Genomic DNA, 19,049 nt, shown 5'->3' on the forward strand with positions numbered 1-19,049 from the left:
TCAGAACAACGCCTTTGCCGCCGCCGCGCTCCACAGCCCGAGCGCAGGGATCAGGAAATAGCCGAGCGGCGACAGGAACGCCGTCGATGCAACGATCAGCCCGCCTTCGACCGGGTCACGGACCGGCGCAAAGGCAGCAGCAGGCTCGTCGAAATACATCGTCTTGACGATGCGGAGGTAATAATAGGCACCCACCGCCGACAGCGCGATGCCGATCGCTGCATAGACGAACAGCCCCGCCTGCACCGCCGCCCAGAACACCACGAACTTGGCGTAGAAGCCGAACAGCGGCGGAATTCCGGCCAGCGAGAACATCATCACCGCGAGCGCGAAGGCAAGGCCGGGGCGCGTCCGCGACATGCCCGAGAGACTTGCGATGCTCTCGATCGACTGACCCTCATGGTCCTTCATCTGCAGCACGATCAGGAAGCTGCCGAGCGTCATGACGACATAAATCGCCATGTAGATCAGCACCGCCGACACGCCCTGCGGCGTACCCGCCGCAAGCCCCACCAGCGCAAAACCGACGTTGTTGATCGAGCTGTACGCCAGCAGCCGCTTGATATTGCCTTGCCCGATCGCGCCCGCCGCGCCGAGCACGATCGACGCGAGCGACGCGAACACGACGATCTGGCGCCACTCGAACGTCGCCGGCCCCATCGCTTCGACCGCGACCCGCACCGCGAGCAGCATCGCCGCCACCTTGGGCGCCGAGCCGAAGAAGGCAGTGACCGGCGTCGGCGCGCCTTCGTAAACGTCGGGGGTCCACATATGGAACGGCACCGCGCTCATCTTGAACGCGAGCCCGGCGAACACGAACACCAGCCCGAACAACAGCCCCTTCGAATGCGCGCCGGTATAGGCGGTTGCGATCGCATCGAAGCCCGTCGTGCCGCTGAAGCCGTAAACGAGGCTGATGCCGTAGAGCAGGATCCCGCTCGCCAACGCCCCCAGCACGAAATATTTGAGACCCGCCTCCGCCGAGCGCAGGTCGCGGCGCATCATGCTCGCGAGCACGTAAGCGGCAAGGCTCTGCAGTTCGAGCCCGACATAAAGCGTCAGCAGGTCGCCCGCCGACACCATCATCCCCATGCCGACGGCGGAAAACAGGATCAGCACCGGATATTCGGGCCGCATCGCGTCGCCGGTGGTACGCTCGAAGAAGCCCGGCGCCATCACGATCGCCACTGCTGCCGCGCCGAAGATCAGCACCTTGGCAAAATTGGCAAACGCATCGGCCTTGTAGAGCCCGCCGAAGGCGTCACCGACCGCCGAGGCCGGGCCGAACAGCGCAATGATCGCGCCAACAAGCACCGCGACCGCAGTCCAGCCGATCGCGCGGGCGCTGCCGCCGCAGGCTGCGGCCATCATCAGGATCAGCCCGCCGATCGACAGCAGGATTTCGGGCAGCGTGGTCAGCAGGTTCTGGTGCATGTCCATCTCAATGCGCCTCCGCATGCGCGGTTGCGGCGACCGGCGGCGTGCCCGGTGTCGGCTGCGAGTCGCCCACCGGCTGCGCGCGCGCAACCCTGGCGACCAGCGTCTTCGCATCGCCGCGCATCGGCGCAAGGAAGCTTTCGGGATAGACACCCATCCACAGCACCGCGAGACCGATCGGCAGCAGCAGTGCGACTTCGCGCATCGACAGGTCGGGCATCACGCGGACATCGTCATGGACGATCTCGCCGAACGCGATCCGGCGGTAGAGATAGAGCATGTAGGCAGCGCCAAGGATGATGCCGGTCGTGCAGAGGAAAGTCGCGACGGTCGACACCTGATAGGTGCCAGCAAGGCTCAGGAACTCGCCGACAAAGCCGCTCGTCCCCGGCAAGCCGATCGACGCCATCGTGAACAGCAGGAAGAAGATCGCATAGCGCGGCATGTTGATCGCAAGGCCACCATAGCGGCTGATCTCACGGGTATGCAGCCGGTCGTAGATAATGCCGACGCACAGGAACAGCGCGCCCGACACGAGCCCGTGGCTCAGCATCACGATCATCGCGCCTTCGATGCCCTGCTGGTTGAAGGCGAACAGCCCGATCGTCACGATCGCCATATGCGCGACCGACGAATAGGCGATCAGCTTCTTCATGTCCGACTGCACCAACGCCACCAGCGACGTGTAGATCACCGCAACCGCCGACAGCGCGAGGATCAGCCAGGTCAGACTCGCCGAGGCTTCGGGGAACATCGGCACCGAGAAGCGCAGGAAGCCATAGCCGCCGAGCTTGAGCAGCACGCCCGCCAGAATCACTGACCCCGCCGTCGGCGCCTGCACGTGCGCATCGGGCAGCCAGGTATGCACTGGCCACATCGGCATCTTGACCGCGAACGACGCGAAGAACGCCAGCCACAGCCAGGTCTGCGCCCCGCGCGGGAAGTTGTAATTCAGCAAGGTCGGGATGTCCGACGTGCCCGACTGCTGCACCATGTACAGCATCGCGATCAGCATCAGCAGCGAGCCGAGCAGCGTGTATAGAAAGAACTTATAGCTCGCATAGACGCGGTTCGCCCCGCCCCAGATGCCGATGATCAGGAACATCGGGATCAGCCCGCCTTCGAAGAAGACGTAGAATAGGAACAGGTCCTGCGCTGCGAACGTGCCGATCATCAGCACTTCGGTGAACAGGAACGCCGCCATATATTCGGGCACGCGACTGGTGACCGATTCCCAGCTCGCGCCGATGCAGATCGGCATCAGGAACACGCTGAGCATGATCAGCATCAGCGCAAAGCCGTCGATGCCAAGCGACCAGCCGAAGGGTCCGAAGATCGCCGCCGCGCGCTCGACGAACTGCCACTGCGGCCCGCCGATGTCGAAGTTGGCCCACATCACGACGCCGAGCACGAAATCGACGAGCGTCGCGGCAAGCGCCAGCCAGCGCGCACCGTTCGCGCTCAGGAACAGGCAGCCGATTGCCGCCGCAGCGGGCACGGCGAGCATGATCGAGAGGATCGGAAGATTGTCCATGGTCCCCGCTCAGCTCGCAATCGCCCAAGTGACCACGGCGGTGAGCCCGATCAGCATGACGAAGGCATAGGTATAGATGTAACCGCTCTGGAGCGTCGCCGCCGCGCGGCTGCCCGAGGCGACGATCGCGGCGGCGCCGTTCGGCCCGAAGCGATCGATCGTCGCTTCGTCGCCGGCGTGCCAGAACAACCGCCCGAACGCGAAGGCAGGCTTGACGAACAGCAAGTCGTACAGCTCGTCGAAATACCATTTCTTGAGCAGCCAGTCGTGCAGCCACGGCACCGCACGCGACACGGCACCCGGCAGGCCAGGCTGCGCGACATAAGCGAAATACGCCCCGCCCAGCCCGAGCAGCATGACGATGCCGGTCGACAGCTTGACCATCAGCGGCACTTCATGCGCTTCGTGCGCGAGGTGCTCGCTGTAAGCGATCGCACCGCGCCAGAATTCCTCGCCTGAGGCAGGCTCGATGAAGAAGCCGTGGAAGGCAAACCCGGCCGCCACCGCGCCGACCGACAACAGGATCAGCGGCAGCAGCATCGACAGCGGGGATTCGTGCGGGTGATAGCCGCCATCGCCAGTCGCGGCGGGGTGATGACCATGGTCATGCCCATGATCGTCATGCCCATGATCATCACGCTTGTGATCGTCATGGCCATGCGCGTGGAGCGCATGCTGGATATGCTCGGAACCCGCCCAGCGCGGCGCGCCCCAGAAGGTCAGGAACATCAGCCGCCACGAATAGAAGCTCGTCAGCAGCGCGACGATGATGCCGGTGATCGACGCGCCCTGCTGCCCCGCTGCCCAGGCGCTTTCGATGATCGCGTCCTTCGAATGGAAGCCCGCAAAGCCGATCGCCAACTCGTTGCCGAACACCGCCGGAATACCGACACCGGTGATCGCCAGCGTGCCCATCATCATCGCCCAGAAGGTTACGGGGATCGATTTCCGCAGGCCGCCGTAGAAGCGCATATCCTGCTCGTGATGCATCGCGTGGATCACCGAGCCGGCGCCGAGGAACAGCAGTGCCTTGAAGAAGGCGTGGGTGAACAGGTGGAACATCGCCGCGCCATAAGCGCCGCAGCCCGCCGCGAAAAACATGTAGCCGAGCTGCGAACAGGTCGAATAGGCGATCACGCGCTTGATGTCGGTCTGAACGAGGCCGACCGTCGCCGCGAAGAAACAGGTCGCCGCGCCCACCGTCATCACCACGGTCAGCGCGAACGGCGAGGTTTCGAACATCGGCGACAAGCGGCACACCATGAACACGCCCGCCGTCACCATCGTCGCGGCGTGGATCAGTGCGGAGACGGGCGTCGGCCCTTCCATCGCGTCGGGCAACCAAGTGTGGAGGCCGAGCTGCGCCGACTTGCCCATCGCGCCGACGAACAGCAGCAGGCATAGCACCGTCATCGTATCGGCGCGGAACCACAGGAAGCCGATCGTCGACCCCGCCATTCCCGGCGCGAGCCGCAGGATCTCGTCGATCTGGACGGTGTTGAACACCAGATAAGTGCCGAAAATCCCGAGCATGAAGCCCAGATCGCCGACCCGGTTGACCACAAACGCCTTGATCGCGGCAGCATTGGCGCTCGGCTTTTTGAACCAGAAGCCGATCAGCAGATAGCTCGCCAGCCCCACGCCTTCCCAGCCAAAAAACATCTGGACGATGTTGTCGGCGGTCACCAGCATCAGCATCGCGAAAGTGAACAGCGAGAGATAGGCGAAGAAGCGCGGCTGGTCCGGGTCCTCGTCCATATAGCCCCAGCTATAAAGGTGCACGAGCGCGGATACCGAGGTGATGACGACAAGCATCACTGCGGTCAGCGCATCAACCCGCAGCGACCAGGCGATCTCGAGGCTGCCCGAGCGGATCCAGTCGAACACCGGGGTCACGGTCTTGACCGCATCGCCGCCGAGGAAGCTGATGAAGATCGGCCAGCTCAGCGCGCACGACACGAACAAGGCGCCGGTGGTGATGACCTTGGCCGGCACATTACCGATCGCGCGATTGCCCAGCCCCGCGACGATCGCGGCGAGCAGCGGCAGGAAAACGATGAGAAGGATCGACGTCCCCACGACTTAACCCTTCATCCGGTTGACGTCGTCGACCGCGATCGTGCCGCGGCCACGGAAATAGATGACAAGGATCGCGAGCCCGATCGCCGCTTCGCCCGCCGCCACCGTCAGCACGAACATCGCGAAAATCTGGCCGACGAGATCGCCGAGATAGGCGCTGAACGCGACGAAATTGATGTTCACTGCCAGCAGGATCAGCTCGATCGCCATCAGGATGACGATGATGTTCTTGCGGTTGAGGAAGATGCCGAGCACCCCCATGGTGAACAGGATCGCCGCGACGACGAGATAATGGAACAGCCCGATCACAGCTCGACTCCCTCGCCGACCGGCACCTGGACGTTGCGGGTCGCTTCCTCGGGCCGGCGTGCATTCTGGCGCGCGATGTTCTGCGGCTTCACGCCGGAGCGGCGGCGATGCGTCAGCACGATCGCGCCGATCATCGCGACCAGCAGCACCAGCCCCGCGGCTTCAAAAATATAGAGGTAGCGCGAATAAAGCAGCTCGCCGATCGCCTCGATATTGGGCTTGGCCGTGATCGGCGCGACGCGGCGCCCCAGCGCGATCGGCCCGACCGACCACGCCTGCACCGTCACCACCAGTTCGGCAGCGAGCGCGACTGCGAGCGTCAGCCCCGGCCAGATGTAGCGCGACACGCCCGCGCGCAGCTCGGCAAAGTCGATGTCGAGCATCATCACCACGAACAGGAACAGCACCGACACCGCGCCGACGTAAACGATCACCAGCAGCATCGCGATGAACTCGGCGCCGACCAGCACCATCAGCCCGGCGGCGTTGAAGAAGGCGAAAATCAGCCACAGCACCGAATGCACCGGGTTACGCGACGCAATCGTCATCGCGCCCGAGGTGAGCACCAGTGCTGCGAAGAGGTAGAAGGCGAAAACCTGAATCACGATATCTGGAGGCCCCTCAGGATCGGCTGGCGCTTAACGGTAAGGTGCATCGGCGGCAAGGTTCGCGGCGATCGCGCGTTCCCAGCGATCGCCGTTATCGAGCAGTTTCGCCTTGTCGTAGATCAGCTCCTCGCGCGTTTCGGTCGAAAACTCGAAATTCGGCCCCTCGACGATCGCATCGACCGGGCAGGCTTCGGCGCAAAAGCCGCAGTAAATGCACTTGGTCATGTCGATGTCGTAGCGGGTGGTGCGGCGCGAGCCGTCGGCGCGCGGCTCGGCCTCGATCGTGATCGCCTGCGCGGGGCAGATCGCCTCGCACAGCTTGCACGCGATGCAGCGCTCCTCGCCGTTCGGATAGCGGCGGAGCGCATGCTCGCCGCGGAAACGGGGCGAGATCGGGTTTTTCTCATAAGGATAGTTGATCGTCGCCTTGGCCTTGAAGAAATAGGACAAGGTCTTGGCGTGCGCCTTCAGAAATTCCCACAGGGTGAAGGCTTTGATGGTTTGAGCAAGGCTCATGCGGGAACTCCGACACGGACGAGCATCAAATAGCCCGACACCAGGAAAACGAAGCCAAGGCTCAGCGGCAGAAACACCTTCCACCCCAGCCGCATCAGCTGGTCATAGCGATAGCGTGGCACCGTCGCCTTCACCCAGCTGAACAGGAAGAAGAAGAACAGCATCTTGGCGAACAGCCAGATCAGCCCCGGCACGAAATAGAGCGGCGCCCAGTCGACCGGCGGCAGATAGCCGCCCCAGAACAAGGTCGCGTTGAGCGTGCACATCAGGATGACGTTGGCATATTCGCCGAGCCAGTAGAGCGCGAACGACATGCTCGAATATTCGGTCTGATAGCCCGCGACGAGTTCGCTCTCGGCCTCGGTCAGGTCGAACGGCGCGCGCTGCGTTTCCGCCAGCGACGAAATGAAGAACACCACCGCCATCGGGAACAGCAGCGGGTTGAAGCCGAAGCCGTTGACGACGCCGAAGATCGCGCCCTTCTGCGCCTCGACAATGCCCGCCAGATTGAAGGTCCCTGCCCACAGCACGATCGAGATCAGCACGAAACCGATCGCGACTTCGTAGGACACCATCTGCGCCGCCGCGCGGATCGCCGAGAAGAACGGGTATTTCGAATTCGACGACCAGCCCGCGAGGATGATCCCATACACCCCGAGCGAACTCGCCGCGAGCACATAGAGCAGCCCGACATTGATGTTCGCCAGAATCAGATCGGCCTGAAACGGCACCACCGCCCACACGATCAGCGCGACGGTGAAGGTCACGATCGGCGCGAGCAGGAACAGCCCCTTGTTGGCGCCCGACGGAATGATCGTTTCCTGCAGGAACACCTTGATGCCGTCGGCGAACGACTGGAGGATGCCGATCGGCCCGACGACGTTCGGCCCGCGCCGGAGCGCCATCGCCGCCCAGATCTTGCGGTCGGCATAGATGATCAGCGCGACCATCAGCATCACCGGGAAAGCGATGAGCAGGATGTCGATCAGCGTCGCGGTAAACCACGCCGCTTCGAACGGCATGCCGAGATAGGTGAACCAGCTGGTCATTCCGCCGCCTCCGCAAAATCCTGCCCGTGGATCAGCTCGGCCGAGCAGCGCTGCATCGTCGGCGAGGCGCGGCAGATCGCATTGGTGAGGTAGAAATCCTTGATCGGATAGCCCGCGATTACCCCTTCCGCCTTGGCGTCAAGCGCAGGCGGGTTCCACTCGAAACGCGCCAGCCCCAGCGACCCGAGCGCAGGAACATCCGCCGCCATCGCCGCGCGCAACTGGTCGAGCGTGTCAAACGGCAGCGCGTGGCCCAACCGCTCGCTGAGCGCCCGGAAAATCGTCCAGTCCTCGCGCGCATCGCCAGGCGGGAACACCGCGCGCTCGCCGCGCTGGACCCGGCCTTCGAGATTGACCCAGGTCCCTGACTTCTCGGCGTAGCTCGCGCCCGGCAGCACCACATCGGCCGCCGCCGCACCCCGATCGCCATGATGGCCGACATAGACCTTGAAGCTGCCCGCGAACGCCGCAAAATCGACTTCATCGGCGCCGAGGAAAAACACGAGGCTCGGCTTGGCGGCAACCACATCGGCGATCCCGCCGGCCTGCGCATAGCCGAGCATCAGCCCACCCATCCGCGCTGCTGCCATATGCACCGTGTTGAAGCCGTTCCAGCCTTCGCGAACGAGGTTGAACTGCGACGCAAAGGCAAGCGCCCCGCCCAGCCCGTTCTTCAGTGCCGCGCCGCCGACGATCACCATCGGTCGCTCGGCCTTGCCGAACAGCTCGGTCACTGCCTCGGGCAGGCTCCCCAGCACGCCCAGATCATCGCCGAGCCACTCGACCTTGTAGGTCAGATCGACCTCGGGCCCGATCGCGAACACCTTCGCGCCGCGCTTGATCGCCTTCCGCACCCGCGTGTTCACCAGCGGCGCTTCCCAGCGCAAATTGGTGCCGACCAGCAGGATCGCATCGGCGCGCTCGGTGCCCGCGATCGTCGTGTTGAAGTTGAGCGCGGCCAGCGACGCGATGTCGTAATCCATCCCCGTCTGCCGCCCTTCGAGCAAGCTCGACCCGGCTTGCGCGAGCAATGACTTGGCCGCGAACATCGTCTCGCAATCGACCAGATCGCCCGCGATCGCTGCGACCGACGACCCCGCCCCCACTGCCGCAATCGCCGCGAACGCCTCGTCCCACGTCGCTTCGACCAACTTGCCCGCCCGCCGCACGAACGGCCGGTCGAGCCGCTTGCGCACCAGGCCATCGACCGCGTGGCGCGTCTTGTCGCTCGCCCATTCCTCGTTCACGTCTTCGTTGATGCGCGGCAGGCAGCGCAGCACCTGCCGCCCGCGCGAATCGAGCCGGATGTTGGTGCCGACCGCGTCCATCACGTCGATCGTCAGCGTCTTCTTCAGCTCCCACGGCCGCGCTTCGAACGCATAGGGCTTCGACGTCAGCGCGCCGACCGGGCAGAGATCGACGACATTACCGCTCAGTTCGCTGGTCACCGCATGTTCGAGATAGCTGGTGATCTGCATGCTCTCGCCGCGCCCGATCGCGCCGATTTCCTCGACGCCGGCGACTTCTTCGGCAAAGCGGACGCAGCGCGTGCATTGAATGCAGCGCGTCATCACCGTCTTGACGATCGGGCCCATATACTTCTCGGTCACCGCGCGCTTGTTTTCGCTGTAGCGCGACGAACCGCGGCCATAGGCGACCGACTGGTCCTGCAAGTCGCACTCGCCGCCCTGATCGCAGATCGGGCAATCGAGCGGGTGGTTGATGAGCAGAAACTCCATCACCCCTTCGCGCGCATTCTTGACCATCGGCGAATTGGTGAAAATTTCCTGATTCTCGGCCGCGGGCAGCGCGCAGCTCGCCTGCGGCTTGGGCGGCCCCGGCTTCACTTCGACCAGGCACATGCGGCAATTGCCCGCAATGCTCAGCCGCTCGTGATAGCAGAAGCGCGGAATTTCCTTCCCCGCCAGCTCGCACGCCTGCAGCACGGTGGCACCAGCGGGCACTTCGATTTCGACGCCATCGACTTTGAGTTTAGGCATTATTCGCTCGCCTGTGCAGGGCGCACACCCATCGCCATCGACATCGGGCGATCGGGGCTGTTTGGATTGGGGATCAGCCGACCCTGAAGCGGATCGACATGGAGATCGAGATCTTCGAGCGGAATGGCGCCGAGCAGCACCTCTTCGCCGAGCACCATCGCGCCCGTATACACATCGCGTCCCATCAAGCCGACCTTGACCGGGCCGACATAGGGCACGTCCATCAATTCACCGCTGGCAAGGCGGACAGGCCGGGTATCGTCGCCCTGCAAGCCAAGCAGCGCACGAACGCGTTCGGGGATGCACAAATGCATCGCGCCGGTATCCACCAGAGCGAGGGCATTGGTCTCATCGCTCCCGGTGACCGGGTTGGACAGGCGCAGATCGACACGAAAAACGCCCATCACTCCGCCGCCTCCGCCATGGGCATCGCACCCTTGCGCTCCGCGATCCGCCGCTCGACCTCCGGGCGGAAGTGGCGCAGCAGGCCCTGGATCGGCCAGGCTGCCGCATCGCCGAGCGCGCAGATGGTGTGGCCCTCGACCTGCTTGGTCACCTGGTACAGCGTATCGATCTCGCTCACTTCGGCGTCGCCAGTGCGCAGCCGTTCCATCACCCGCCACATCCAGCCGGTGCCTTCGCGGCACGGCGTGCACTGGCCGCAGCTTTCGTGCTTGTAGAAATAGCTGAGCCGCGAAATCGCGCGCACGATGTCGGTGGACTTGTCCATCACGATGACGGCCGCCGTGCCGAGCCCCGAGCCGAGCTTCTTCAGCCCGTCGAAATCCATCGGGCAGTCCATGATCTGCGCGGCGGGGACCAAAGGCACCGACGATCCGCCGGGGATCACCGCCAGCAGATTGTCCCACCCGCCGCGAATGCCGCCGCAGTGCTTTTCGATCAGCTCGCGGAACGGGATGCTCATCGCTTCCTCGACCACGCAGGGGCGGTTCACATGGCCGCTGATCTGGAACAGCTTGGTGCCCTTGTTATTCTCCGCACCAAAGCTCGCGAACCATTCGGGCGAGCGGCGCAGGATCGTCGGCACCACCGCGATCGATTCGACATTGTTGACCGTCGTCGGACAGCCATAGAGCCCCGCGCCCGCCGGGAACGGCGGCTTCAGGCGCGGCTGGCCCTTCTTGCCCTCGAGGCTTTCGAGCATCGCGGTTTCTTCGCCGCAGATATAGGCGCCCGCGCCGCGGTGGACGAACACGTCGAAGTCATAGCCCGACCCGCAGGCGTTCTTGCCGACCAGCCCCGCCGCATAGGCTTCGGCAACAGCAGCGAACAACGTCTCGGCTTCGCGGATATATTCGCCGCGAATGTAGATGTACGCCGCCCGCGCGCGCATCGCGAAGCCCGCGACCAGCGCGCCTTCGATCAGCTTGTGCGGATCGTGGCGGATGATCTCGCGGTCCTTGCAGCTGCCCGGCTCGGACTCGTCGGCGTTGATGACGAGGAAATTGGGGCGGTCGGGCTTGGGCTCCTTGGGCATGAAGCTCCATTTGGTGCCGGTCGGGAACCCTGCCCCGCCGCGCCCGCGCAGGCCGCTCGCCTTGATGCGATCGATGATCGCGTCCTGCCCGATCTCGAGCAGCGCTTTCGTATTGTCCCAGTCACCCCGCTTACGCGCGGCGTCGAGGGTCCACGGCTGGAACCCATAGACATTGGTGAAGATGCGATCCTTGTCCGCGAGCATTACTTGCCCTGTCCCAACAGCTTTTCGAGGAAGAAATAAGCCGCCACCGCGAGCCCCAGCACGACCGCCAGCACGATCAGGTTGAAGGCGAGCTTCACCAATACCACCAGCACGAGCAGCGCCAGCAAGGCGATGCCGATCGAAATCAGGATGTTCATGCGCCACCTCCCGCGCCGGGGCGCTTCGCAGTGAAGATGCCGAACCCGCCGAACAGGAAGCCGAGTAGTGCCCAGACCACCCAGCTGTCGCCGTTCAGGAACTTGAACAGCGCCAGCAGCAGGAAAACGACGCCGATGATCGGGAAACCGGCCATGGCATATTTCGGCATCACCATTCCCCCCGGTAATCGTGATTCCCGGTCACCATCTCGACGAGTGTGGTCGGCCCGCCTTCGGGGCAACTCGCGCGGCGCCCGATCTGCGATCCCGCTGCCGGCGCCTCGCCCCGCGCCAGCGCGTCAAGCACGGCGGTGGTGCGATCATAGTCGAGATCTTCGAAATTGTCGTCGTTGATCTGCACCATCGGCGCATTGGCGCACGCGCCCAGGCATTCGACTTCGGTGAGCGTGAACAGGCCGTCAGGCGTCGTCTTGCCCTTGACGAGGCCGCGGTTTTTGCACGCCTTCATCACCTCGTCCGACCCGGCAAGCAGGCACGGCGTCGTCCCGCATACCTGCACATGATAGCGGCCGACGGGGGCGAGATTGAACATCGTGTAGAAGCTCGCGACTTCGTACACGCGCATATAGGGCATGCCGAGTTCGCGCGCGACGAACTCGATCACCGGCACCGGCAGCCAGCCTTGCGTCTGCGTTTCCGCGCCGACCTGGCGCTGCGCAAGATCGAGGAACGGGATCGACGCCGATTGCTGCCGCCCGGCGGGATAGCGCGAAAGGATGGTTTTCGCCTTTTCGGCGCTCTCGGCCGACCAGGCAAAATTGCCCCAGCGCGCCCGGGTTTCGGCTTCGTCGGGGATGTGGATCGTGTCAGCCATGGGCGTTCGAACTCGTGGAAGAAGACTGGGCGGCACGCTCGGCGCGGCGCGCCTCGGCACGCGGATAGAGGAATCCCCACCACAGCGCATTGAACAGCCCGCTCGCGATCAGGCCGGGCATACCGTCAATCAGCACAAAACTGGGCAGTCGGACAAAGCCTGCATAATCGGCGCAAGTCAGCGCGAACCAGCCGACCGACACCACCGACAGCGGCACGCGCAACCGGTCCGCGACGCCGTCGGCGAAGTCGACCAGCCGGTCAATCGCGCGCGGCTGCGGTAGATCGGCCATCACAGCACCTCCAGCGTCGCGCGCGTCATGTCGCTCGGGTTGATGCCGGTGTTCGGCTCGCCCTCGCGGTCGAGCAGCAGCAGGTGGCATTCGGCTTCGGCGAAGGGGCGATGCTCGGTGCCCTTGGGCACGACGATCATCTCACCCGCCGTCAGCCGCCGCACACCGTCGCGGAATTCGATGCAAAGCTCGCCCGCCACGACGAGGAACAGCTCATCGGTATCGGCATGCGCGTGCCAGGTGAAATCTCCCTGCACCTTGGCGAGGCGGATTTCATTGCCATTGTAGCGGCCGACAATGCGCGGATTCCAGTGATCCGCGAACTGCGCGAGCTTGTCGGCGAGGTTGAGGGTGGCGGGGGTGTCAGGCATCAGCCGACACTCCGTCACCCTGAACTTGTTTCAGGGTCCATCGTGCAGCCCGACCCGACACCGCCTGTGGAGCGGTGGATGCTGAAACAAGTTCAGCATGACGATCGCGCAGGGGCGCCTCCATCACCGGTCACACTCCCCGAACACGATGTCGAGCGCGCCCAAAATTGCCGTCGTGTCCGCGAGCATATGGCCCCGGCTCATGAAATCCATCGCCTGCAAATGCGAAAACGCCGTCGGGCGGATCTTGCAGCGATACGGCTTGTTGGTCCCGTCGCTCACCAGATAGACGCCGAACTCGCCCTTGGGGCTTTCGGTCGCGACATAGACTTCGCCCGCGGGGACGTGGAAGCCCTCGGTATAGAGCTTGAAGTGGTGGATCAGCGCTTCCATCGATTGCTTCATCTCGCCGCGCTTGGGCGGCACCACCTTGCGGTCGAGGCTGGCGATCGGCCCGTCGGGCATTTCGCTCAGGCACTGTTTGATGATCTTCGCCGACTGGCGCACTTCCTCGACGCGGACCATGAACCGGTCATAGCAATCGCCGCGCGTGCCGACCGGCACCTCGAAATTCATCCGCGCATAGGCATCATAGGGCTGCGACTTGCGCAAATCCCACGGAATGCCCGCCGCGCGGATCATCGGCCCCGAAAAGCCCCATTTGATCGCGTCTTCGCGGCTCACCACCGCGATGTCGACATTGCGCTGCTTGAAGATGCGGTTGTCGGCGACAAGGCTGATCGCATCCTCGAACAGCCGCGGCACGCGCGTGTCGACCCAGTCGCCGATATCGCTCAGCAGCTTGAGCGGCACGTCCTGATGCACGCCGCCCGGGCGGAAATAGGCGGCATGCATCCGCGCGCCCGATGCCCGCTCCGAAAAGTTCATCACGTCTTCGCGCAGTTCGTACATCCACAATCCCGGCGTCAGCGCGCCGACGTCGATGACATGGCTGGCCAGGTTGAGCATGTGGTTGGAAATGCGCGTCAGTTCCGCGAACAGCACACGCAGATATTGCGCGCGCAGCGGCACTTCGAGATCGAGCAGCTTTTCGACTGCGAGCACATAGGAGTGCTCCATGCACATCGGCGACACGTAATCGAGCCGGTCGAAGTACGGCAGTGCCTGAAGATAGGTCTTGTACTCGATCAGCTTTTCGGTGCCGCGGTGGAGCAGGCCGACGTGCGGGTCGAGCCGCTCGACGATCTCGCCGTCGAGCTCCATCACCAGCCGCAGCACGCCGTGCGCCGCCGGGTGCTGCGGGCCGAAGTTGATCGTGTAATTCTCGATCGCGATCTCGCCCGTTTCGGGGTCGATTTCGGGGGCGATCGTGGCGGTCTGGTCGGTCATCGGTTTTGCCCCTTGCCGGGGTTCACGTCGGGCGATTTGGGCTCGGGGCCGGCATGCGGGTGCGGCTTGCCCGCGCCGGACTGGGCGGTGGTTTCGGTCACCTTGGGCGTGGGCGGCGGTGGTGAAGGTGCGGGTGCGGCAGGCGCCGGCGCGGCCGCCTTTTCATCGCCGGGCAGGACGTACTCGGCGCCTTCCCACGGCGAGGTGAAGTCGAAGGTGCGGAAATCCTGCGCGAGCTTGACCGGCTCGTAGACGACGCGCTTCGATTCTTCGGAGTAGCGCAGCTCGACATAGCCGGTGAGCGGGAAGTCCTTGCGCTGCGGATGCCCCCGAAAGCCGTAGTCGGTCAGGATGCGCCGCAGGTCGGGATTGCCGCTGAACAGCACGCCGTACATGTCGTACACTTCGCGCTCGAGCCAGCCCGCGACCGGCCACAGCCCGGTCACCGACGGCACCGGCTGGACCTCGTCGGTGGTCACCCGCACGCGCAGGCGGTGGTTCCGGGTCAGGCTGAGCAGATGATAGCAGACGTCGAACCGCTCAGGCCGCTCGGGATAATCGACACCCGCGATTTCCATCAGCTGCTGATACGCCAGCCCCGGCGTGTCGCGAAGCAAGGTCATCGCCTCGACCAGCCGGTCGCGGTCGACCGTCAGTGTGACTTCGCCGACCGCATCGAGCGTCTCGACGATCATCTCGCCGAGCGCGACCCGGGCGGCATCGATCACGCCGTCATTGGCGGCATAGGCAGGCGCAGGCGCTCTCACCGGTCCAGGCTCCCCACCCGGCGGATCTTCCGCTGGAGCTGCATGATCCCATACAGCAACGCCTCGGCGGTCGGCGGGCAGCCGGGGACGTAGATGTCCACGGGCACGATCCGGTCGCAGCCGCGCACCACCGAATAGCTATAGTGGTAATAGCCGCCGCCGTTCGCGCACGACCCCATCGAGATCACATATTTCGGGTCCGACATCTGGTCGTAAACCCGGCGCAGCGCGGGCGCCATCTTGTTGCAGAGCGTCCCCGCGACGATCATCACGTCCGACTGGCGCGGGCTCGCGCGCGGCGCCGCGCCGAAGCGTTCGAGGTCGTAGCGCGGCATGTTGACGTGGATCATCTCGACCGCGCAGCAGGCGAGCCCGAAGGTCATCCACCACAGCGATCCGGTGCGCGCCCACTGGAACAGCTCCTCGGTCGATGTGACGAGGAAGCCCTTGTCGCCCAGCTCGGCATTGATGTCGTTGAGGAAGCCGACGTCCGGAAGCGTTCCGGCGGCCGGTGCCCGCTCAAGCTCTACTCCCAATCGAGCGCTCCCTTTTTCCACGCATAGGCAAGGCCCAGCGCGAGTTCGAAAATGAAGATCATCATCGAAAACCACGCGACCCAGCCGAGTTTGAAGACAGATACCGCCCACGGGTACAGAAACGCCGCTTCGAGATCGAAGACGATGAACAGGATCGCGACGAGGTAGAAACGCACGTCGAACTGGCTGCGGCTGTCTTCGAATGCGGGGAAGCCGCACTCATATTCGGTGAGCTTTTCCGGCGTCGGGTTGTGCGTGCCGGTCAGCCGCGAGACGAGCATCGGCAGGAACACGAACGCGGACGACAGCACGAGGGCCACGCCCAGGAAAAGCAAGATCGGCAGATACTGGGAAAGATCGACCAAAACGGCTCTCTTTGTGTCCAGAGGGAGGAATTGCGGCGCTTCTAGGACGATGGTCCGGCAGGGGCAAGGCCGCGATGGTGCGGTTGCGAGGAAAACATGCGCCGCCCGAAATTAGCCTTTTCTTTCAAGGTTCAGGGCCAGGGTCATGAAGCGGTTATGGTCGCTTTCGACATAATCGGCATAGGGGCCGCAATCGCTGAAGCCGAACCGGCGATAGAGCGCCCAGGCCGGGGCAAAGCTGGCATCGGTGCCGGTTTCGAGATTGAGTCGGTGCCAGCCCCGCCGCCGTGCCTCGGCAATCGCATGGTCGAGCAGCGCCGCTGCCACGCCGCGGCGCAGCTGGTCGGGCGCAGTGCGCATCGATTTCAGCTCGCCTTCGCCCTGCCCGAGATCCTTCAGCGCCGCGCAGCCGAGCAGCGCCCCCGCTTCCCACAGGCTCCACAGCGTGATCCCCGGCGCCCGCAGTGCCTCGACGCCGAGCGCAAAGGCATGCGCGGCGGGCGTGTTGGCGTGCGCCGCCTGCACATGAAACGTCATCAGTGCGCGGATCGCGTCGCCGGTCAGATCATCCTCGATGATCCGCCAGCCGGTCACCCGATTACTTCGTCGCGATCAACGCCCCACAGCCGGTTGACCTCGACATAGCCGCCGCGCCCGCGCACATCGAGCCAGCACCAGCCGCGCGCGCATTTGCTGATCCGCCCGACCACGCCGGGTGCTGCGCGCCAGAGCAATCGCGCGCCGAACTGCGGCCGTTCGAGCAATTGCGCCTCGGTCCCCATCACATAGCCCGTGCGGGTGTCGCTCAGCAGATTGGCCTGCATCCAGCCGCTCGCGCCATCGGGATCCTCGACCTTGCGCCATTCCTTGTAGACCGCGATCACGCGGATCGGCAGGCCGCTGCGCTGGTAAAGCCAGGTCGCGGGAAATTCGCGTCCCGGCCCGGTGCGCATCCGGGCCTTCGACGCATCGATCGACGCATAATAGGGCAATCGGCGCTTCTGCGCGTCGGCCTCCGTCGCCAGCCCGGCAGCCAGCCCAGCAGCCAGCAGCGCGATGATCAGTACGCAACGCAACGATCGCATCGTCATTCCCCCGGAGTTGGCCCTCAAGGCTCTACCGGTTGACGCGACCCCATTTCAACCACCGTTGACGCCGCCCGGACGACACGCCAAGCCTTGACCATGCCCGATATGAGACGCCCCCTGCCCCGCGTGCCCAATCCGAAAGTTGTCGTGACTCGCGAGCTGTCCGACGAGGTCATGGCGCGGATGGAGCAATTGTTCGACGTCACGCTCAACCGCGACGACACGCCCTATACCCGCGAACGGCTGGTCGCGGCGGTGCAGGACTGTGACGTGCTCGTGCCGACCGTCACCGACGACATCGACGCCGCGCTGATCGACGCGGCGGGCGAGCGGCTGAAGCTGATCGCCAATTTCGGCGCGGGCGTGAACCATATCGACCTGAAGGCGTGCCGCCGCCGCAGCATCATCGTCACCAACACCCCCGGCGTGCTGACCGAAGACACCGCCGACATGACGATGGCGCTGATCGTATCGGTCCCGCGCCGGCTGGCGGAAGGCGAAAAGCTCGTGCGGTCGGGCCAGTGGAAGGGCTGGAGCCCGGGCGGGATGCTCGGTCACCGTATCGGCGGCAAGGCGCTCGGCATTATCGGCATGGGCCGGATCGGCCAGGCCGTCGCCCGCCGCGCACGCGCCTTCGGCCTGTCGATCCATTACCACAACCGCAACCGGCTGCCCAAAGTGGTCGAGGCCGAGTTGGGCGCGCAGTGGCACCCCAATCTCGACGAAATGCTCGCCAATATCGACATTCTGACGCTGCACACGCCGCGCAATGCCGACAGCGAAAATCTGCTGAGCGCCGAGCGGATCGCGCTGCTGCGCCCGCATGTCTATGTCATCAATACCTCGCGCGGCGGCATCGTCGACGAGGAAGCGCTCACCGATGCGCTCGAAAGCGGGCGGCTGGCCGGCGCCGGACTCGACGTGTGGCGCCACGAGCCGCAGATCGACCCGCGGCTGCTCGCACTGCCCAATGTCGTGATGACCCCGCACATGGGCTCCGCCACTTACGAAGGCCGCATGGCTTCGGGCGAAAAAGTCATCACCAACATCCGCGTCTGGGCCGACGGCCACCGCCCGCCCGACCAGGTGCTGGAGGGGTGGGTCTGACCCGTTACTTGCGGACGCGCACGTCCGGGCCGGGCCAATTTGCGAAGGCCAGCACCCACAGCCCGACCAGCGCCCCGCCCGGGATGAACAGCACCAGCGCCCACCATTCCGAATAGCCCACCCGCTTCAGCACGATGCCGGTCGGAATGCCGACAACGATGAAGGCCACGACCAGGCCGACGATCAAGCCGATCAAATAGGTAATGGAATAGAACATGCCGTCTCCCCGCCGCGTCTTTGGCTCGCTCAACCGCCTACACCGTAACAGTTAATTGCGGGTGAGCGATGGCCCACTGCACCGCGATAGGCGTCCGGACCATTTTGGCGTAAGTTACACCCGACAACGGGGGAGCGCATGCGATGCAGCCGGACGAGCAGACCACCACCGACAAGGCGATCAGCAGCTTTGCCGTCACCAGCTTTCACCTGCTCGAACACGGCCTGCTGATCATCATCGCGCTGCTGACGATCGGCGCGGTCGCGCGCGAAATCGCCTCGGTCACCGCGACAATGACGGTCACCCTCGCCGATATCCTCCAGATGTTTCTTTACACCGAAGTCATCAGCATGATCGGTGTGTTCTATACCGGGCGCGGCTCGGCCTCGCCGTTCGTCTATCCGATCTTCATCGCCATCACCGCGCTGTCGCGTCTCATCGTGCTGCAGGGCAAGGAAATGAAGCCCGAGAACATCGTGTTCGAAGCCAGCGCGATCCTGCTGCTGTCGGTCGCAATCATGATCATCCTGCGATCGCGCAGGGATGCGGCGTAGGCTCGGCTTGGGCACGGTCCGGCGGCGCGATTCCGATGACGCAGAGGATTCTATTGGTGGAAAACGGACGGGCAGCGTTACCCGCAATTGCGCCTGATGGATCAAATCCACCTTGGCCCATCGCCCCGTGCTTGACACGGGGCCACGGTGGATTTTGAGAGTCGTTCCGTACGCA

Annotated in this window: 24 protein-coding genes; 2 read left to right on the top strand and 22 right to left on the bottom strand. The window is 64.4% G+C overall.

All coding sequences use genetic code 11. From position 1 onward, the window contains the following. The 21 genes from nuoN to AX672_RS05015 all read right to left on the bottom strand — a co-directional run bounded on the left by nuoN (position 1) and on the right by AX672_RS05015 (position 16,993). Positions 1–1,440 carry an NADH-quinone oxidoreductase subunit NuoN gene (gene nuoN, locus AX672_RS04920; RefSeq protein ID WP_066649091.1) on the bottom strand — a complete coding sequence of 480 codons (1,440 nt, stop codon included), beginning with the start codon at positions 1,438–1,440 and terminating at the stop codon, positions 1–3. A 1-nt stretch (position 1,441) separates the two neighbouring features. Then, positions 1,442–2,971, bottom strand: coding sequence for an NADH-quinone oxidoreductase subunit M (locus AX672_RS04925; protein WP_066649093.1), 1,530 nt, complete (start codon positions 2,969–2,971; stop codon positions 1,442–1,444). A 9-nt stretch (positions 2,972–2,980) separates the two neighbouring features. Beyond that, positions 2,981–5,050 carry an NADH-quinone oxidoreductase subunit L gene (gene nuoL, locus AX672_RS04930; protein ID WP_066649096.1) on the bottom strand — a complete coding sequence of 690 codons (2,070 nt, stop codon included), beginning with the start codon at positions 5,048–5,050 and terminating at the stop codon, positions 2,981–2,983. A gap of 3 nt (positions 5,051–5,053) precedes the next feature. Next, positions 5,054–5,359, bottom strand: coding sequence for an NADH-quinone oxidoreductase subunit NuoK (nuoK, locus tag AX672_RS04935; RefSeq protein WP_066649099.1), 306 nt, complete (start codon positions 5,357–5,359; stop codon positions 5,054–5,056). After that, the gene (locus AX672_RS04940) at positions 5,356–5,964 is read right to left on the bottom strand and encodes an NADH-quinone oxidoreductase subunit J (RefSeq protein WP_066649105.1); all 609 of its coding nucleotides are present in this window, start codon (positions 5,962–5,964) and stop codon (positions 5,356–5,358) included. Before AX672_RS04940 ends, nuoK begins: the two co-directional genes overlap by 4 nt. Positions 5,965–5,997: 33 nt before the next feature. Further along, positions 5,998–6,483, bottom strand: coding sequence for an NADH-quinone oxidoreductase subunit NuoI (gene nuoI, locus AX672_RS04945; RefSeq protein ID WP_066649107.1), 486 nt, complete (start codon positions 6,481–6,483; stop codon positions 5,998–6,000). Beyond that, entirely contained in the window at positions 6,480–7,532 is a 1,053-nt protein-coding gene (gene nuoH, locus AX672_RS04950; RefSeq protein ID WP_066649109.1) for an NADH-quinone oxidoreductase subunit NuoH, read from the bottom strand. Before nuoH ends, nuoI begins: the two co-directional genes overlap by 4 nt. Next, on the bottom strand, positions 7,529–9,532 hold the full coding sequence (nuoG, locus tag AX672_RS04955) for an NADH-quinone oxidoreductase subunit NuoG (protein ID WP_066649112.1): 2,004 nt from the start codon (positions 9,530–9,532) through the stop codon (positions 7,529–7,531). Before nuoG ends, nuoH begins: the two co-directional genes overlap by 4 nt. Further along, positions 9,532–9,936, bottom strand: coding sequence for a hypothetical protein (locus AX672_RS04960; protein ID WP_066649117.1), 405 nt, complete (start codon positions 9,934–9,936; stop codon positions 9,532–9,534). Before AX672_RS04960 ends, nuoG begins: the two co-directional genes overlap by 1 nt. Beyond that, entirely contained in the window at positions 9,936–11,234 is a 1,299-nt protein-coding gene (gene nuoF, locus AX672_RS04965) for an NADH-quinone oxidoreductase subunit NuoF (protein WP_066649119.1), read from the bottom strand. Before nuoF ends, AX672_RS04960 begins: the two co-directional genes overlap by 1 nt. Further along, entirely contained in the window at positions 11,234–11,392 is a 159-nt protein-coding gene (locus AX672_RS18830; RefSeq protein WP_202189238.1) for a hypothetical protein, read from the bottom strand. The genes nuoF and AX672_RS18830 overlap by 1 nt, the downstream gene beginning before the upstream one ends. Next, on the bottom strand, positions 11,389–11,562 hold the full coding sequence (locus AX672_RS04970; RefSeq protein WP_231731156.1) for a hypothetical protein: 174 nt from the start codon (positions 11,560–11,562) through the stop codon (positions 11,389–11,391). Before AX672_RS04970 ends, AX672_RS18830 begins: the two co-directional genes overlap by 4 nt. Further along, positions 11,562–12,227, bottom strand: a complete 666-nt coding sequence (locus AX672_RS04975) for a complex I 24 kDa subunit family protein (protein ID WP_066649125.1) — start codon at positions 12,225–12,227, stop codon at positions 11,562–11,564. The genes AX672_RS04970 and AX672_RS04975 overlap by 1 nt, the downstream gene beginning before the upstream one ends. Beyond that, complete coding sequence (locus AX672_RS04980) at positions 12,220–12,519, bottom strand: hypothetical protein (protein ID WP_066649128.1); 300 nt, start codon at positions 12,517–12,519, stop codon at positions 12,220–12,222. The genes AX672_RS04975 and AX672_RS04980 overlap by 8 nt, the downstream gene beginning before the upstream one ends. Next, positions 12,519–12,890 carry a cupin domain-containing protein gene (locus AX672_RS04985; RefSeq protein WP_066649134.1) on the bottom strand — a complete coding sequence of 124 codons (372 nt, stop codon included), beginning with the start codon at positions 12,888–12,890 and terminating at the stop codon, positions 12,519–12,521. The genes AX672_RS04980 and AX672_RS04985 overlap by 1 nt, the downstream gene beginning before the upstream one ends. A gap of 123 nt (positions 12,891–13,013) precedes the next feature. Further along, positions 13,014–14,240, bottom strand: coding sequence for an NADH-quinone oxidoreductase subunit D (locus tag AX672_RS04990; protein ID WP_066649135.1), 1,227 nt, complete (start codon positions 14,238–14,240; stop codon positions 13,014–13,016). Next, positions 14,237–15,007, bottom strand: a complete 771-nt coding sequence (locus tag AX672_RS04995) for an NADH-quinone oxidoreductase subunit C (protein ID WP_066649137.1) — start codon at positions 15,005–15,007, stop codon at positions 14,237–14,239. The genes AX672_RS04990 and AX672_RS04995 overlap by 4 nt, the downstream gene beginning before the upstream one ends. After that, positions 15,004–15,543 carry a NuoB/complex I 20 kDa subunit family protein gene (locus AX672_RS05000; RefSeq protein ID WP_066649144.1) on the bottom strand — a complete coding sequence of 180 codons (540 nt, stop codon included), beginning with the start codon at positions 15,541–15,543 and terminating at the stop codon, positions 15,004–15,006. Before AX672_RS05000 ends, AX672_RS04995 begins: the two co-directional genes overlap by 4 nt. Next, complete coding sequence (ndhC, locus tag AX672_RS05005) at positions 15,534–15,908, bottom strand: NADH-quinone oxidoreductase subunit A (protein ID WP_066649147.1); 375 nt, start codon at positions 15,906–15,908, stop codon at positions 15,534–15,536. Before ndhC ends, AX672_RS05000 begins: the two co-directional genes overlap by 10 nt. A gap of 111 nt (positions 15,909–16,019) precedes the next feature. Next, positions 16,020–16,502: a GNAT family N-acetyltransferase gene (locus tag AX672_RS05010; protein WP_066649150.1), complete on the bottom strand. Its 483-nt coding sequence runs from the start codon at positions 16,500–16,502 to the stop codon at positions 16,020–16,022. Continuing rightward, on the bottom strand, positions 16,499–16,993 hold the full coding sequence (locus AX672_RS05015) for an SH3 domain-containing protein (RefSeq protein ID WP_066649353.1): 495 nt from the start codon (positions 16,991–16,993) through the stop codon (positions 16,499–16,501). The genes AX672_RS05010 and AX672_RS05015 overlap by 4 nt, the downstream gene beginning before the upstream one ends. A 99-nt stretch (positions 16,994–17,092) precedes the next feature. Here AX672_RS05015 and AX672_RS05020 point away from each other — a divergent pair, with 99 nt between their 5' ends. Further along, positions 17,093–18,103, top strand: coding sequence for a 2-hydroxyacid dehydrogenase (locus AX672_RS05020; protein ID WP_066649151.1), 1,011 nt, complete (start codon positions 17,093–17,095; stop codon positions 18,101–18,103). 4 nt (positions 18,104–18,107) lie between these two features. Here AX672_RS05020 and AX672_RS05025 read toward each other — a convergent pair whose 3' ends face one another. Continuing rightward, complete coding sequence (locus AX672_RS05025; RefSeq protein ID WP_202189239.1) at positions 18,108–18,320, bottom strand: hypothetical protein; 213 nt, start codon at positions 18,318–18,320, stop codon at positions 18,108–18,110. 143 nt (positions 18,321–18,463) lie between these two features. Here AX672_RS05025 and AX672_RS05030 point away from each other — a divergent pair, with 143 nt between their 5' ends. Continuing rightward, a complete protein-coding gene (locus tag AX672_RS05030) occupies positions 18,464–18,874 on the top strand; it encodes a phosphate-starvation-inducible protein PsiE (protein ID WP_066649153.1) in 411 nt (136 codons plus the stop codon). Positions 18,875–19,049 lie beyond the last annotated feature (175 nt).

The organism is Sphingomonas sp. CCH10-B3 (assembly GCF_001556185.1).
GTDB classification, from domain to species: Bacteria; Pseudomonadota; Alphaproteobacteria; order Sphingomonadales; family Sphingomonadaceae; genus Sphingomonas; species Sphingomonas aquatica.